The following is a 16,184-nucleotide window of genomic DNA, read 5'->3' on the forward strand; positions in this document are numbered from 1 at the left end:
CAACCCGACATTTTCTTTTTTACTTTGATTATTCCTAGGGTATAAAACGAGATTCTCGGGTATTCCGAGTAGAGTTTTCAGAATACATATTACAGATAGAATTTTTTCTAGAAATTAGTGGCTCAATAAGAGTAAACTTTCTCTTATTCCTGCTGATCCCCGAAGACGAACAGCTTTATTTCCTCTTTTTCAAACAGGGCAAAAGCTGCTGCATTCCCAAGTCCGACATAATCCGGGCAGGAAAAAAGTGAGAGCAGTTTTCCGTCAAACCACCACCTGTACCCTTTGTCAAGGGCTGTATGACCTCTCACTATTCTTTTCAGGTGGTTTGTCTTTAAAAATCCATCTACAATGTCAGGTCCGAATTCCTTTACAGTTGAGCCTCTCCTCGAAGCGGTGAGTCCGGGATGGTTTGAAGGATCATTCCAGAGATAGGGAAAAGCCTTTTCCTTCCTGATATCATTAATGCTGCCTATCCCATTGATCCCTCCATGTACGCAGAATGTGTGCCCGGATAGTACAGCCGCTATCGGCATTTTATCATATGTCTGGCTCACTCTAAAGAGAAATTCCTCATCAAAACCTATCTCTGCAAAAAAACCATAGTAGATGTTCATATCCACAGTTTCGTGATTTCCCCTTAGCAGGAAGATATGATCCGGGTCTTCAAGCTTCATCCGGAAAAGCCTTATAAGAGCCTCGGTACCCTGAGGGCCTCTATCCACGTAATCCCCGAGAAAAAGAAAATTCTTATAATTCATTTCTTCCCTTTTTTCTATTACGTATTCCAGCGCCTGTAAATTCCCGTGAATATCCCCTACGATCATTACCGGCTCAGTATCAATTCTAAGCACAGCTGGTTCCGAATCAAAAATGCGGTCTATCTCAGGTAAAAGGAGAAGCAGTTCTTCTTTTGCGGCAACTTTCCTGGAAACCTTTTTTGATACCACGGGGGCACCTCTACTCAAGAGCCTCTCAGGGAGGCAAATCCGAGTTTTTCTTCCATATATGAAAGGAATTTTTTCACAATAAACGTTTTCCAAACCTCAAGGGAAGTTCTTCAAGCACCATATACTCTATCAGGTTTTCAATTTCCTTTTGTAAAGGCAGGCTTATAAATGTCAAAGTCTAAAATCAAGTATTAATAAGCTTAAAAATCCAGATAATTAGATGTCGGTCAATTAAAAATCCAGTTAATTAAAAATCCAGTTAATTAAAAACCAGCTGAAAAATTCAATCAGTTAAAAAGAACCATGGGAGTTTTTATTCTACTTATACATAGGGGGCAGAATAGTGGAACTTGATATTAATGAACAGGATCCTGAAGACATGGATCTTATGGATGTTGTGCTTGAATACGATGATATTGTCTCTGCAATCTCGATTCTGGAAAAGCGCAGAGAGGAATTGAGAAATCGTATCCTCAATGCCCTTGCGGAAAAAGATATCGATGTATTGAGAATAGGGAACGTAGAAGTCAAGCGGCAGAAGGTTGAATGGAAACTCTGGCGCATCAACAGGTTAAAACCCTACCTCATGAAGAAAGACCTCTGGGATATAGTCGAATCGGTTGACAGGAAAACTCTCAGCAGATTGATTGATAAAGGAATCCTGACCGAAGAAGAACTTAAAGGTACATATGACGTAGAAACGCGCTACAGTTTACATGTAAGCAGAGTCTAAATTGACGGAAAGAGGCGCCTGAGTGGGTCCGGAATTGCTGTACGCAAATTCAAAGAAGTGCTCGCTGAGAATACAGGCAGGCTGAGCTGTTTAAACGAAGTGCCTGGTAACCGATCAATACAGCCTGATGGGTTCAATTCCCATTTTTTCCATCAGGCATGCAGGAATATCCAGCACCTCTTTGACCGAATCTATGATAATTCCGTCGGAAGTTGCTACAATCACATTACTTTCTGGATTTCCTCCTTCGGTTTTAAGCTCAAAATCCGCGATTTTTGAGGTCTTTGCCTCGCCTGAAATTTTATATTCTTTCAATTTACGGCGGGTGAAACCTGCAAGTTCCCCGCTGCGACTTATCTGGGCGTCAAAAAGAAAAAAAACTGATTTTGGGCTGGCTTCGGAAAGAAATCCCAGGACTGCATCAAGAGCTTCCTCAATATCTTCAGCCTGCTTTGCCTTGCTGAAATAGTATCTGGTGTCTCTTATATACCCGTCATCGCAGAACCACATGAGTTCTTTTTTTAGCAGGCTGTCCACAGTAAGGAGAACATTGTACCCGTCAATGAGAATTTTTCTATCTTTTATTTCTGAGCAGTCTATTTTCTTGTTGATCCTGGAGATGATCCTGTCAGGAGGCATAATTACCCTTGCGAGAATATGCCTTTCTTCCAAGCTGAGCTGAAAATGGTCAGCCACAAATCGGATAGTTGAAAACTTGGGGTAACCCCACCGGAGTATGCTCCTGATATCCCGCGCAGGTCTGAGCAATTTTTCTTTGAGCACTTCCTCTTTTATACAGGAATCTGAAAAATCAGCTGAACTTTCATGCATATCTCTCATTAACGGTTGTCTCCTTTTAGGAAGGGAGTTCTTTAAATGAGTGAAGATATATGTTATATATACATATTTGCGCAAATAAAAATGATAATGTGTGGTCTCAGGTCGTTAGTTTGTATCTTAGGTTGTTTCGGATCTGTTGAATTTTATCTTGGTTTTCAGCTGTGAGCCAGCTCACGGTTCAGGCTGGAGGGTTATAATATGGAAGTATTATGGCTGGCTCAAGAAGAAGTAAAAAGCGTTATGGATATGAGTTCTGATATGCAGGTAGTGGAACAGGCTTTCAGGCAGCATGGGCTTGGCAGAGTCCAGATGCCTCCCAAATCGTATCTCTATTATACAGCTTATAACGGAGACCTGCGTACGATGCCTGCATATCTTGAGGAAGAGAATATTACTGGCGTGAAAATTGTAAACGTCCACCCTGGAAACCCTGCTCGTGGACTCCCCACAGTAATGGCGCTTATTGTCCTCATTTCCCCGGAAACAGGGACTCCTATAGCAGTTATGGACGGAACCTACCTGACCGATGTCCGGACAGGAGCTGCAGGCGGGATAGCCGCAAAATATCTTGCAAGAAAGGATTCGAAGATTATAGGCATAGTAGGAGCCGGAAACCAGGCAAAGACCCAGCTCGAAGCCCTATGCAAGGTTTTTGAGCCCGAACTGGTAAGAATCACCTCAAGGACAAAAGAAAGTTCTGAGCAGTTTATCCGGGAGATGGCAGGCATTACGCCCTGTGAAATCCGTTATGAAGATAGTATTGAGAAGGTCTGTGATTGTGATATTCTCGTCACGACTACTCCTACCCGGAAACCTATAGTAAAGGCTCAGTGGATCAAAGAAGGCACCCATATAAACGCAATAGGCGCTGATGCTGTAGGAAAAGAAGAACTTGACCCCGAACTTTTAATTCGGTCCAAGATTATTGTGGACGATATGATCCAAGCCCTCCATTCAGGAGAAGTAAATGTCCCTCTCTCAAAACACTACATCTCGGAAAATGATATTCATGCCCAGCTTGGCGAGGTGATTGTTGGCTTGAAACCAGGCAGGACAAGTGAAGAGGAAATTACTATTTTCGACTCAACTGGTCTTGCTATTCAGGATGTTGCAAGCGCGCACCTTGTTTATGAGAGGGCTGTCAATAAAGGACTCGGCATGAAGGTCAAGATGTTCTAAAATTCGGGCACAGTCTCGCCTGAATTGCGCCCCGAGTTCCGTCTCGCCCGAGTCCCGTCTCGCCCGAGTTCCGTCTCGGGAGGACGGTGCCCTTTTCGCTCACTTCGTTCGCTCAAGAGGGCTTATTATGAGTAGAAACTTTGCTTATTTTCTCCCAAACCCTATAAGTCTTTAAGAAAAGTTTGATCACAAGCCTTTTTTCAAAAGGCTTGAGCGAAAACCCCAATCAACGGCGTGGTCAAGCGGCGCAACGTTTGGTGATAAACCGGCGCAACGGTTTCGGTCAAGCATTTTTTGAAACGGGTTATAGGCAACGGTTTCAGGTCAATGCGAGTCAACGAATTATGCATGCTTTTTGGTCAGGAGATTTCGGGGGATTTTAGCATAAATGTTAAAATTTGAAATTATAATCGAACAAATTCACAATATATAAATAACTAGCAATAAATCAATATTATTGAGCGGTTTCCAGAGGCCGGTTACACCCTCCGCGAACACTGTACCTATTCCCCGATTATATAATTTTTTCTGTCCCAACTATTCCCAATACTCTCCTGAAACCGCTCACTCCTTTTCTAAAATAAGCTTTATCAGGTTTTTCCATCTGGTAGATCCTGATTGTTGTTGTTATATTTTATATTTATACAATGCATATACTGTGAAAACTATTTTTAGACTCCAATTATCTCGTAGATTTTTTCCATTTCAAGATTCTGCTCGACTATATTTGCAAGTTCTTCATAGGCATCGTTTTCGGTCATGACATTATCAGGCTTGTACTCAAGCCCTTTTTTCTCATAGAGGTATTTCATAAGTGCATCTCTTATATTTTTGTTGTCAAAGAGCCCGTGCAGATAGGTGCCAATTACCAGACCGGCTTCATCAATCGCACCATCATCCCCGAAGACATTGCGGTAGGAGTCGGTTATTCCCATATGGATCTCATATCCTTTGATCTCCTCTCCGTCGATGGGAGCCAGTATGGGACCATAAGCATTCACTTTCTTCGTAACCTGAACCGTTCGCTTTTTGTATTCTCCGAACTTTGTCCTTATATCCAGAAGTCCAAGTCCCTCAAATTGCGCTTCAACTCCGTTTTCGACTCCGGAATCGTAAATTATTTTGCCAAGAATCTGGTAGCCGCCACAGATCCCGAAAATCGGGACTCTTCCCTTGAAGGCTTGAATTTTTTCAGCCATACCGCTTGCCTTAAGGGCGAGCAGGTCATTAACCGTATTCTTTGTGCCCGGGATTATGATTGCATCCGGGTTTCCGAGATCTTCATCAATTTCCACATAGCGAACTTTAGCAGATCTCTCCAGGGGTTCGAAGTCTGTAAAATTCGAAATCCTGGGCAGGCGGATAACTGCGATTTCTACCGGTTTTTCGTTTTTTGTTTCTTCTTTATCCTCAATTGAAACTGAATCTTCCGAGGGAATATTGAGCTTGAAATAAGGAAGGACTCCAAGTACAGGGATGCCGGTCATTTCTTCAAGCTGCTTAAGGCCTGGTTTCAGGATTTCCAAGTCGCCTCTGAATTTATTGATAATAAAACCCTTTACATTTTTCCGTACATCCTCAGGAAGAAGTGCAACAGTGCCGTAAAGGCTTGCAAAAACGCCTCCTCTTTCTATATCCCCAACAAGGATTATGGGAGCCTGCGTAAGCCTTGCAGTGCCAATATTCACAATATCCCTTTCATAAAGGTTAATCTCTGCAGCTCCTCCAGCCCCTTCCATAACAATAATATCATGTTCCCTGTAAAGTCTTTCGAGAGCCCCTGCGAGAACTTCATTCATCTCTGCAATGGAATCATAATACTGACCTGCACTCCTGTCAGCATAAGGCTCTCCCAGCAGGATTACCTGGGATACGCAGTCTCCTTTGGGTTTGAGAAGAACAGGGTTCATATCAGCAGTGGGCTCGGTACCTGCGGCTTTTGCCTGGATTGCCTGGGCAATTCCGATTTCCTTTCCATCCTTTGTGATCCAGGAATTCAGGCTCATGTTCTGAGCTTTGAAAGGGGCAACCCTGTACTCCCTCGACAGGATCCTGCATAGAGCAGTCACGATTGAACTTTTCCCAACGTGGGAGGCGGTTCCCAGGATCAAGATGCTTTTCTTTTCCATTTTTTACTACACCTTCTGCTCGAAAACCGATTTTTAAAACTTATTTTTATACTTACGTTTGTAATTCTAATAAGTTGGCTGTTGTTTTCTCCTGAGGATGCAAATCAAGTAAACTTGTTTATTTTCAATATTCCTCCTCATATACCTCAACTAAAGAATAAATACTTTCGGATTCAATGCAGGTTTTGTTTATTTACTTTAAAAACTGACTGATTTCAGATATTTATCTTCTGAAGTTTGTTTTCTTATTTTTTGCCTTTAATCTGGTGCTTCCTTTCCCATTTTCCATCCCTGATCGGCTTATGTTTTTCTCCAAACCGAAAAACTATCTTTTCTCAAGTTACATTTCTTTTAAATAACATCAAAACAATCTTTCTGACAATTGAATCGGGGAAAAAAGACAATGAAAGCCGTGCTTTTTTTATTTGTTTTATCTATCCTTTCCACCATTCCAGCATTTGCAGCAGACGTTTCTCCTCCCGGAGAGAATAACACGGTTCACGTAACCGAACTTTATAGTGATATTGAATCCTTTGATGTTACTCTTTATTCGACCCAGCCCGAAGAAAACCTTAGTTTTGAAGTACTCCTTATAAGTTCCGAAAGGATGCGTGAGAGAACACTTGACAGGCAGGTGCTTTTACTTGGCAGTTTTCCTGCAGGTGTCGAGGTTAGAAAGGTTGGTTTCTGGAACGTCAGCAATCCTGAACGTGGAGCTTATATAGTAAGAGCTCGGCTTCTTGACGGGGGACAGGTTGTTTCAGAGTTGGAATATAACTTTGCTTACGGCAGCAGTTCTGCTCCAAAGCTACAGGTCAATGATCTGGTCCCTAATTCCCAGGGAATAAGTGTTGCACTTTCACCAAAAGAAGCCTCACTTTTTGACATTGAATACATGCTTATAAGCGGCTCAGACGTTGTTTACTCCACAAAGTCCGAAAAATTATCTCTTACCAGCGCTCCAGATATCTTTTCCGCTCCCTGGGGTACCCTTCTTGAGAACAATAAGGAATATGTGGGACGGGTCAAAATTCAGACATATTCTCCTCAGAGGGAATTTATAAGTTCAAGCGAAAGGTTTACTGCCAGGGACGATGCCGAGATTACCTATATCTACGAAGATGAAACCGGAGCCAGTGCAACGGTTTTTGGGCGCTCCCAAGTGCCCTTTGAGGGAAATCTAACATTTTCTGTATATGGACTGGCTGAAAATTCAGGAAATAGAACCTCAGGGCTGATAGAATCTATCCGAGCAAGGATTCCTGTGCTCCTGAATAATGAGGATGAAACAATTGAGGTTGCCTGGAATGAGAGGCTTCCGGAAGGAGTTTACAGGCTTGAGATTGAGCTTCTGGGAAACGATGGCGACATTATTGAGCGCAGGGAAACTATAATCGAATCCGACCTTTCAGCGGTTTCAAATGTAAGTCAGATAAATGATACTGACAACGGGGCAGTAACCCCGGGTGAGAATGATGAAGATGGAATTCCCGGGTTTTCTTCAGTTGCGGGAATTATAGGACTTATTCTGGTGTCGGTTTTTTTGAGGAAAACTCGGAGATGAATCTGTCATTTAAGTATAAGATTCAAAGAAACAGGTTCAAAGAAACAGGTTCAAAGAGATATAAAATTCAAAGCGACATAAACTGAGAAAACTCCAAAATAGGAATGACAGGGAAACTTAAGAAGTAGAGTTGTGAACCAATGCGCTACGAACTCTTTATTTCGTTAAGGCAGATACGGGCAAGAAGATTTCAGACAATTCTTTCGGTTGGAGCGATAGCTCTCGCCGTTATGATACTTACTGTTTCCCAGGCGCTTATGGTTGGTTTCACGGACGAACTCTACGACACTACAGTGGATAAACTCCCTCACGTCTTAGTCTCACCGAAGGAAGGTGAAGATTATATCTATCTTTACAGGACTCTGGTAGACGATATATCTAAGATCGAAGGTGTTTCTACGGTTTCTCCCTTTCTTACTGGAGAAGCTTCCTTCAGGTTCAAGACAAATTCACTTAACGCCGAGCTAAAAGGTGTACTTCCTAAACAGGAAAACAATATCAGTGGTATTGAAGCCGATATGGTAGAAGGAGATTTCAGGGAACTTGAATATTCCAGAAACACAATAGTAATCGGCTCGAGGCTGGCAGATAAACTTGAGGTTAATCTGGGCGATTCCGTTGATGTGTCTTTTCCCAATGCAAGCCCTCTTTCCCTGAGGGTTGTCGGGATCTTTCATACTGGCTCTCCTCTGGATGAATCCCTCACTTATACTTCCCTGGATACCGCCCAGGAGTTTTATGATGTTGCGGATGTAATTAACGGACTTTCTGTAAGGCTTGAGGATTTTAACAGGGACAGAGAAGTAGCTGCCGAGATCGAAAAAACAGGCTATAATGCAAGAGGCTGGACTGAAACCAATCCCGAAATTCTCAGGACTATTGCCATTGAGAGCACCTCTAATACCGTCGTGCTCGGCCTCATTGTCGTAATTGCTTCTTTCGGCGTGGTCAGCACATTGAATCTGGCAGTTATAGGCGCGACACGCCAAATAGGTATGCTTCGCGCAATGGGTGCCACAGTTTCGAGTATCCGGACAATTTTCCTTCTTCAAAGCGGCATTCTCGGCTTGTTAGGAGCTCTTATCGGTACCCTGACAGGGGTAGTGGTAGCCCTGGCAATAGGTCAGTATGAAATCCCTGGTGCTTCTTCCGAACTCTATGGGGGACTTACCACAATTCCCGTCATAGTCAGAGCACAGGATATTCTATTTATTATAATTGCGGTTTTCCTTCTGAATTTAATTGCGGGTATATATCCTGCTCAGCAGGCAGCAAAACTCGATCCAGTAAAAGCCATAAGCTCAAGATGAAGTCATTAAAATGATGTTATTATGTTGTTACCTGCGAGCTTATTATAAGTATAAAGTGAGCCTGGCTAATTCTTGTTTGCGAATCAATCAACTATCCACAAATAGCTCAAATCTCACTGGCGAATCTGCACAATTATGGCAGTATTTACTGGTGAATCTGCACAATTATGGCAATATTTTTATCTGAACAAGGGAGTATTAAGTTAAAAATTCTTTAAAGATTTTGCAAACTCTGGTATTCTTTCTTTTTCCCTGCTTCACCCCTTTTTGCACTTTCCCCCTAAATAATTTAATCCGGCAAAAAATTAGCAGCATGGTTAAAATAATCGCTCTAATTAAACATTTCAATGCCGACTAATATCTCTCCGGGTTTAAAATTTAATTCCCGTTAATTATATATCGTTTTTAGCTATTGTTTTACATACTAGAGCATAGCGAACAAGACCTTGTGCAAGAATTCTCATCAACTGATCACTGTATGGGAATTCTATTTTCTTATTTTCTCGTTTTGTATGATATTTTGCAGTGTTTTTACACATTCTTCAGAAGCACTTAGTTAATTTTTTATATAACAGTTTTCCTAATAATTATTTTTCACATGAAAATTTTGTAGTTTCTCTTGAGACTTGTAGTTCATCAGTTTTTTATCAAACTTGTTAGCGGTTTTAACCTCCAAAAAGCTCAGGAAAATTTACGGCAGATGTACTTAACATGTTTTAGTTCATAGTGCAATACAAATATTTATATTGATTGGTAGATATTTATAATGTAATGGAAAATAATAGTAGAGAATACCAGCTTTTCCTTGAAGCTCTGGATGATGAAAGATCAGCATGGGGAAGGAGAACGGCAGTTAGGCGGCTCTGTGACTGTAAAACCGAGGAGGCTCTGTACTACCTGAATGAGCTTATAGTTGACAGATACTGTCTGGTGCCTGAATGGCTCAAGAAGATCGCAAGAGAGTATTACGTATCGTTATGTCTTGAATTTCTTTGATACGGATCTTTAATGAGTCCGATTTTGTAGATGTCTTCTGACAAAGAAGATCTCTATTATGATAATTCATTTAACCAGAGAGTAACAGGATATTTAATTCTAAGGTGGGAGGTCCCCTTCCTCGGAAGCTTCCGAAGAGAACCGGAAGCTTGCAGGTTGAGATGAAAGCTGTCATCTTGCCAGCATTCTCTTGATATTGATTTTTCAACGTACTTTAGAGCAGGTATTTAGGTATTTATTTTAGATATTAGCCTACTTGCTTAAAGTATTTATATATTTTTTGGTATGATTTTTAGTAGCACAATCTTTAGTATAAGTTTTGGCTAATTTTGTAATTTCTAGTATGATTTCATAATTTTTAGTATAATTTTATAATTTTTAACGTAATTTTCAATAGTTATGGGCATATTATATTAAAGATGGAGTTTAGTAATATTAACGCGTACATTTTTTTGCTGTTTTTAAACAATCTGTTTTCAAAATTTGAGTTTCCCGGTTTATCTGAACTTGAGAATTTCAATTACCTAAGATTTATATGCAATTACCTCAATTCTTTGATAAATCACAGAAACAATTACGCTTGGCTACAGATTTACGTTATTCATGAGTTTTAGCATCTGGTTTCGGCTATGGAAACAGTCTATTTCACTAAAATTTAATTAGTTTATTCGGGAATTTGGTATTATAGGTCTTTAAACCTTAATTTGACGACCTGCTTCAGGATGGATTGGACGATGGTTAGGGATACTGGAAAAGCTTTAAAAGGCCCGGCGTTACTCTTGCTGGCTGTTGGAGCTGTACTCAACATTATTTTGTTCGTTTTAATGTTTAGATTTGCTGACGAGGAAAACCTGCTTATGGTGCTCTTAACTGCAGCGCTTATAGGAATTATTTCACTGGTGGTTGCAAAAGGGCTTGTTTCCATATCTAGGCGTAACTACGGTAAATAACAGGATGAGTAAGTGACCTGATTAATATTGATTATAGCAGCTGCATAGTTATAGCAACTGCATAGTAACGTATGTACTGGATACTAAACTGTAGCCAAATTAAGCTAAAAAGTCAGCAAATTAACTGGACGATAATAATTGATAATAATTATAATATTATTGAAAAAAAGAAGTACAATTTCCAGCTTAATTTATTTCTTAAATCCCTATTAGGGTCGGTTTAAGTTCTTGAGAGTTTTTGAGATCTTTAAAACTTCTATGCGATACAGACAGTAGGGGAGCCAAATATTGGCACACCTATTGATCTTCCTATATAACTTTTATCTTTTATTTACCTGTCTTAAAGTATTTGCGGATTTACTTAAAATAATATGAAGGTTAATGTTATCTCAGTTTAATATTTATTATTTCACGTATCACAGGTATATAATTTCTCAGACCGGGCTGTTAGTTTCCTGATGGAGAACAGGCATAAAGTCGGAGCTCAGGGAAATGAATTCATAGTGACAGATTCACAATTATAATGAGAAAGAAACGGAAGGAGTTTACTCATGCAGTTGAAGCTTGAACATTTTAATATAAAGATTGGGCAGCACAAAGTGTTGCTAAATGTTGCCGATGCAAGGGAACTGGGGGTTAATCCGGGAGATAGGGTTCGTATCCGTGGGCACCAAAGCCTTTCTGCCATTGTGGATACAACGGATGATATGGTTCCTCCGGGTACGCTGGGACTTTTTCACGAAGTATATGAGCACTTTCAGGACTGGGATAAACCTGTTGAGGTTGTCCCAGCATACCGCTCAAAATCTGTATCTGTAATCAAGAAATTCATGGATAAAAAACCTGCAACGCAGGATGAAATCAAAATACTCGTAAACGATATCGTGGAAGAGAATCTCAGTGATATCGAGCTCTCCGCTTTTATAACATCTTCTTATATCCACGGAATGACAGATGACGAGGTCGAATGGCTGACAAGGGCTATGATCGAGAGTGGGGACACGATTGAATTTGATACTCACCCAATAATGGACAAACATTCAATAGGAGGAGTTCCCGGTAATAAGATCTCTTTGCTGGTTGTCCCCATTGTAGCTGCAAACGGGCTTCTTATTCCGAAAACAAGTTCCAGGGCGATCACAGGGGCAGGCGGGACTGCCGACCTCATGGAGGTGCTCTGTCCTGTTGAATTCAGTTCCCAGGAAGTCAAGGAAATAACCGAAAAAGTAGGGGGCGCACTTGTCTGGGGTGGAGCCACCAATATTGCACCTGCTGATGACAAACTCATTAGGGTTGAATATCCCCTCTCCGTTGACCCTTACTATCAGATGCTTGCCTCGATTATGGCAAAAAAGGGAGCCATAGGAGCCGACAATGTTGTGATTGATATCCCTGTAGGTCCAAGTACAAAAGTCCCCTCTGTTCAGGAAGGACAAAAACTTTCAAGAGACCTTATTAATCTCGGGCATAGGCTTGGAATGAACGTCGAGTGTGCAATTACCTACGGCTCCTCGCCTATAGGAAGAAAAGTTGGACCTGCTCTGGAAGTACGGGAGGCTATGAAAGTGCTGGAGAGCATGGAAGGTCCAAACAGCCTTATTGAGAAGAGTGCCGCAATTGCGGGTATTCTTCTAGAAATGGGAGGTGCGGCTCCAAGAAATCGCGGAAAGGAAATTGCACTTGAAACTCTGCGGAGCGGGAAAGCTCTTGAGAAGATGAAACAGATCATTGAAACCCAGGGCGGAGATCCGAACATAAAATCGGATGATGTACAGGTAGGGCAATATACAGCCGACATCTTTGCTTCTGCAGACGGGTATGTAATCGAATTTGACAATAAATGGATAATCGAAATAGCCAGGCTTGCAGGTGCTCCTAATGACAAGGGAGCCGGAGTCTCTATCCATAAGAAAATGGGTGAAGCTGTTCGAAAAGGAGACTCAATCCTCACGATCTATGCTGAGAAAGAATTCAAGTTAGAAAACGCATTGACAACGGCACAGAGAACAAATCCGATAGTTGTTGAGGGCATGCTTCTAAGAAGAGTTCCCGGAACCTACGGGTTCCAGTAATCTTCTCTTTTTTCAGTGAAATCTTTTAATACCTTGCAAGGTGTTAGCACGAGCATGAAAAGGATTGTTTTACTGCGCCTTGGGCACCGCCCGGAAAGAGATAAGAGAATTACCACCCATGTGGGCTTAACTGCCCGTCTGCTCGGTGCAGAAGGTATGCTCCTCGCCTCAGACGATCCAGGAATAGTAAAGACGCTTGAGGACGTTGTCAGGCGCTGGGGTGGGGATTTCTACGTTAAGAATAACGTCAATTTTAAGCAGGAGATCAAGGAATGGAAAGATGCTGGCGGAAAAGTCTGCCATCTTTCTATGTACGGAGTCAATCTTCCCGGCGTCACTGACGAGCTTAAAAGCTGTGACAAGCTTATGATTGTCGTAGGAGCAGAAAAAGTCCCTCCAGAAATTTACCAGCTCGCGGACTGGAACGTCGCGGTTGGAAACCAGCCCCATTCCGAAGTTGCAGCAGTTGCTATTACCTTGGACAGGATTGCAGATGGTGAGCCGCTTGAGAGGGAATTCCCCAATGCTGAACTGACAATTGTGCCTTCAGAAAGGGGAAAGCACGTTATAGAAAATCCTAATGATTGACTGGCAGGGAAGATAAAACCTAATCTTTTTACTTTATTAATTTTCGTTATCTTTAATACTCAGCCCTTTAATTTTTCTTAACTTCGGTCTAAGTTCTCAGGAAATCTGTTTTTAATTTTTCAGAATATTCCCCTTGATTAGAATGAATATTTTAATTCTATTTAAGCTCTTTTCCTTCAAGTTGTCATTTTTTACCTGTATTTTTTAGTGATAACTTATTTAATAATATAATCTAGTATATTTTAATTTATTATTACGATTTATAAGAAAAGTGTTAAATATAAGTTCCATATAGATTTAAATGTCTACAGACAGACAATTCCTCCTGTTAAAGCAGTATCCGGATTTTTCCGTTTCTGTTCCGCCATAAGGGGATGCTAGGCATGAACCCATAACGATTCTCCGGAAATTGCGTTAAGGCTCGGTAGAGGGATGCAAAGGCAGAAATGTCTTTTGGTCTGATTTCTCGCTTAATGGGCATCCTATCCGGCTATTTTTATTGAACAAATTATTAAAAAGCTTATTTCAGACCATAAATATTCAAACTTATTTATGAAAATACAAATCCAGAAGTTTTAAAAGTATATATTACATATTATAAATGGGGTGAAATTCTGGATTTTAATGAACCGAATAGCCAGAAGTACAGCCAGGATAGCCTTGAATAGGAGTTGCACCTTACAAGGCAACTTGTCCTCTGTAAATACGGAGTTCTGCGAGGAAGTAACTGCTGCAGCGCCTATAGACCTGAAAACGTTCTGTATCCAACCCGCTGTTGCTGTCTTTACTGTGCAAACTCAATCTGGATAGGGGATGAGAAGAGCGCGATAAACCCTTTTGCTGCCCTGAAAGGGGACCCGGTCTATGCAATCGAAGTCGTAAGGGAAGAATCTCCGGATGAGACAGAGATAAAGGCGAGAATCTGAAGCCAAAAAGTGGGAATAAAAACGGAATTTCCTTTTTTAAATCGCAGCTTTTAATATTCTTAACTTGCTGTTTCTTGCTCTTCTTAATCCATAACTTTATGATTCTATTTATAATTCTATTCTTTTTAATTCGTAACTTTATAATTCATAAATTCATGGCTTTTCTTATTCCAATTGGTGTGCTCTATTGAATTAAAAAACGATAAAAAACAATAAATAGGGATAGGGCACGTGTATACACTGACTAGAACGGAAAAAAAGGAGTAAATATGTGTGGAATAGCAGGAGCAGCTGGAGCTCCTGATATCAATGAAAAGGTAAAAAGAAGGCTTGTAGCCCTGGGACACAGAGAGTCAAATGCTTGTGGAACATCTCAAGTCGAAGGACTGAGTACAGGAAACATTCTGCTTAAAATTACAGGCGATATGCCCCAATCACTGGTTGGAAAAGGGGCTCTTATATTCGATGGAGATATTTTCAATTTTAGGGAACTCGGAACCGAACAGGGGATAAAAAGCGATTCTGATATTGAAATGCTCTCTACTCTGGTAGAAAAGAAAATTAAGGAAGGATATTCCCCGATAAACGCAGTCTTTTCCTCACTTTCTGGCGCAAACGGAGGTTATGCCCTGGCTTATGCCCTTGATAATGAGCTTGTGCTCGCCAGAGATCCTGTCGGAATCAAATCCCTGTTTTATTCCCTGGAGAAAGAGGCAGAAAAGCCAATAATCTTCTTTGCCTCTGAAAGAAAAGCTTTTTGCGGTGAAAGAAGTAATATACAGCCTCTCCCTCCTGGCAGCATAATGAGTTTCAATGTTTGGAGCGGAGAAGTTAAGGAGAAATTTCTTGGAATTGAACCTCCGAAAGAAAGGATTGTGGAAGAGCATGAGGCGGCTTTCCGACTAAAAGCGGCTCTCGAAAAAGCTGTGGAGATAAGGCTCACAAAAACAACAGGAATCGCATTTTCAGGAGGTATTGACAGTACTTTTTTAGCGGCTCTTGCAAAAAGGATTGATCCCTCGGTTCCACTTTATGCCGTAGGGCTTCCGAATTCTCATGATCTGGTTCAGGCTGAGTTTGCGGCTGAAGCGGCTGGCATGCTGGATTCCCTCAAAATCCACCTTCTTTCCCCCGAAGAAATCGAAGCCGCAATCCCTGATATAATATACTCGACAGAATCAACAGACCCAATGAAAATTGCAATAGGACTTCCCCTTTATTTTGTTGCGAAAACTGTAAAAGAAGATGGAAAACAAGCTCTTCTTACGGGGCAGGGCGCAGACGAGCTCTTTGGTGGTTACAGCAGATATGAGGGTTTTTTTGAACAGGGGCTTGAGGTTCTTGACAGGGAGATCTACTCTGACCTCAAACAGATTTCAACTATAAACCTTGAGAGAGACAATATGGTCACCACAGCTAATTCTGTGAAACTCAGGGTACCTTTCCTGGATAAGGAAGTAATAAGAACAGGGCTTGCAATCCGCCCCGAACTTAAAGTCCTTAAAAGAAGTGACCGCTATATAAGAAAGTACATCCTGAGAAAAGCTGCCGACAGCTTGCTCCCGCCGGAACTTCTCTGGAAGGAAAAGAAAGCAATCCAGTATGGGACAGGAGTTCAGAAGGTGCTCGACAGGCTTGCCCGGGATGCAGGATTTTCAAAAAAGGAAGGAAACCATATTGAGAAGTACCTTAAATGTGTTGCTGCAGACAAAGGGTTCAATTTTATAGCAAAGTGAGTTAATTTCCTTTTCATAAAAAGATATGAACTCTTTCTTCGATAAAGAAAAAGTATTTTTAATGCGTAATCAGGTATTTAATTCCTAAATCTTTATTAAATGGAAGGATTTTGAACAATACTCTGTAAGGTATTACGAAACGAAGTCGGGGATAAATGAACAGATATAAACAGTTTGAGGTTCTTATTCCTGCTTAAAAATCACTGTAGTT

The 16,184-nt window shown here is 41.1% G+C and carries 13 protein-coding genes; 10 read left to right on the forward strand and 3 right to left on the reverse strand.

Annotated features, from left to right (window positions below; genetic code table 11):
• Nucleotides 1–143 precede the first annotated feature (143 nt).
• Nucleotides 144–950, reverse strand: coding sequence for a serine/threonine protein phosphatase (locus MSTHT_RS00845; protein WP_048168265.1), 807 nt, complete (start codon nt 948–950; stop codon nt 144–146).
• Between the two features lie 343 nt (nt 951–1,293).
• On the opposite strand from MSTHT_RS00845, the gene MSTHT_RS00850 reads away from it, so the two are divergent.
• Complete coding sequence (locus MSTHT_RS00850) at nt 1,294–1,683, forward strand: hypothetical protein (protein ID WP_231588127.1); 390 nt, start codon at nt 1,294–1,296, stop codon at nt 1,681–1,683.
• A gap of 114 nt (nt 1,684–1,797) precedes the next feature.
• On the opposite strand, the gene MSTHT_RS00855 is transcribed toward MSTHT_RS00850, so the two are convergent.
• Nucleotides 1,798–2,523: a DUF434 domain-containing protein gene (locus MSTHT_RS00855; RefSeq protein ID WP_052721784.1), complete on the reverse strand. Its 726-nt coding sequence runs from the start codon at nt 2,521–2,523 to the stop codon at nt 1,798–1,800.
• A 198-nt stretch (nt 2,524–2,721) separates the two neighbouring features.
• On the opposite strand from MSTHT_RS00855, the gene ala reads away from it, so the two are divergent.
• A complete protein-coding gene (gene ala, locus MSTHT_RS00860; protein ID WP_048166167.1) occupies nt 2,722–3,702 on the forward strand; it encodes an alanine dehydrogenase in 981 nt (326 codons plus the stop codon).
• Between the two features lie 671 nt (nt 3,703–4,373).
• Here ala and MSTHT_RS00865 read toward each other — a convergent pair.
• Nucleotides 4,374–5,831, reverse strand: coding sequence for a cobyric acid synthase (locus MSTHT_RS00865; protein WP_048166168.1), 1,458 nt, complete (start codon nt 5,829–5,831; stop codon nt 4,374–4,376).
• Nucleotides 5,832–6,234: 403 nt separating this feature from the next.
• Between MSTHT_RS00865 and MSTHT_RS00870 the strand changes: the two genes are divergently transcribed.
• The 8 genes from MSTHT_RS00870 (at nt 6,235) to MSTHT_RS00905 (ending at nt 15,973) form a co-directional block, all read left to right on the forward strand.
• Complete coding sequence (locus MSTHT_RS00870; RefSeq protein ID WP_048166169.1) at nt 6,235–7,395, forward strand: hypothetical protein; 1,161 nt, start codon at nt 6,235–6,237, stop codon at nt 7,393–7,395.
• Between the two features lie 140 nt (nt 7,396–7,535).
• The gene (locus tag MSTHT_RS00875; RefSeq protein WP_048166170.1) at nt 7,536–8,705 is read left to right on the forward strand and encodes an ABC transporter permease; all 1,170 of its coding nucleotides are present in this window, start codon (nt 7,536–7,538) and stop codon (nt 8,703–8,705) included.
• A gap of 771 nt (nt 8,706–9,476) precedes the next feature.
• Nucleotides 9,477–9,701, forward strand: coding sequence for a hypothetical protein (locus MSTHT_RS00880; RefSeq protein ID WP_181952217.1), 225 nt, complete (start codon nt 9,477–9,479; stop codon nt 9,699–9,701).
• A gap of 734 nt (nt 9,702–10,435) precedes the next feature.
• Nucleotides 10,436–10,651, forward strand: a complete 216-nt coding sequence (locus MSTHT_RS00885; protein WP_048166172.1) for a hypothetical protein — start codon at nt 10,436–10,438, stop codon at nt 10,649–10,651.
• Nucleotides 10,652–11,202: 551 nt separating this feature from the next.
• Nucleotides 11,203–12,723, forward strand: a complete 1,521-nt coding sequence (locus MSTHT_RS00890) for an AMP phosphorylase (RefSeq protein ID WP_048166173.1) — start codon at nt 11,203–11,205, stop codon at nt 12,721–12,723.
• 54 nt (nt 12,724–12,777) lie between these two features.
• Nucleotides 12,778–13,311 carry a tRNA (cytidine(56)-2'-O)-methyltransferase gene (locus MSTHT_RS00895; RefSeq protein ID WP_048166174.1) on the forward strand — a complete coding sequence of 178 codons (534 nt, stop codon included), beginning with the start codon at nt 12,778–12,780 and terminating at the stop codon, nt 13,309–13,311.
• A 671-nt stretch (nt 13,312–13,982) separates the two neighbouring features.
• Entirely contained in the window at nt 13,983–14,237 is a 255-nt protein-coding gene (locus MSTHT_RS00900) for a hypothetical protein (RefSeq protein WP_048166175.1), read from the forward strand.
• Between the two features lie 269 nt (nt 14,238–14,506).
• Complete coding sequence (locus MSTHT_RS00905; protein WP_048166176.1) at nt 14,507–15,973, forward strand: asparagine synthase-related protein; 1,467 nt, start codon at nt 14,507–14,509, stop codon at nt 15,971–15,973.
• Nucleotides 15,974–16,184 lie beyond the last annotated feature (211 nt).

This window comes from Methanosarcina thermophila TM-1, assembly GCF_000969885.1.
Lineage (GTDB): Archaea > Halobacteriota > Methanosarcinia > Methanosarcinales > Methanosarcinaceae > Methanosarcina > Methanosarcina thermophila.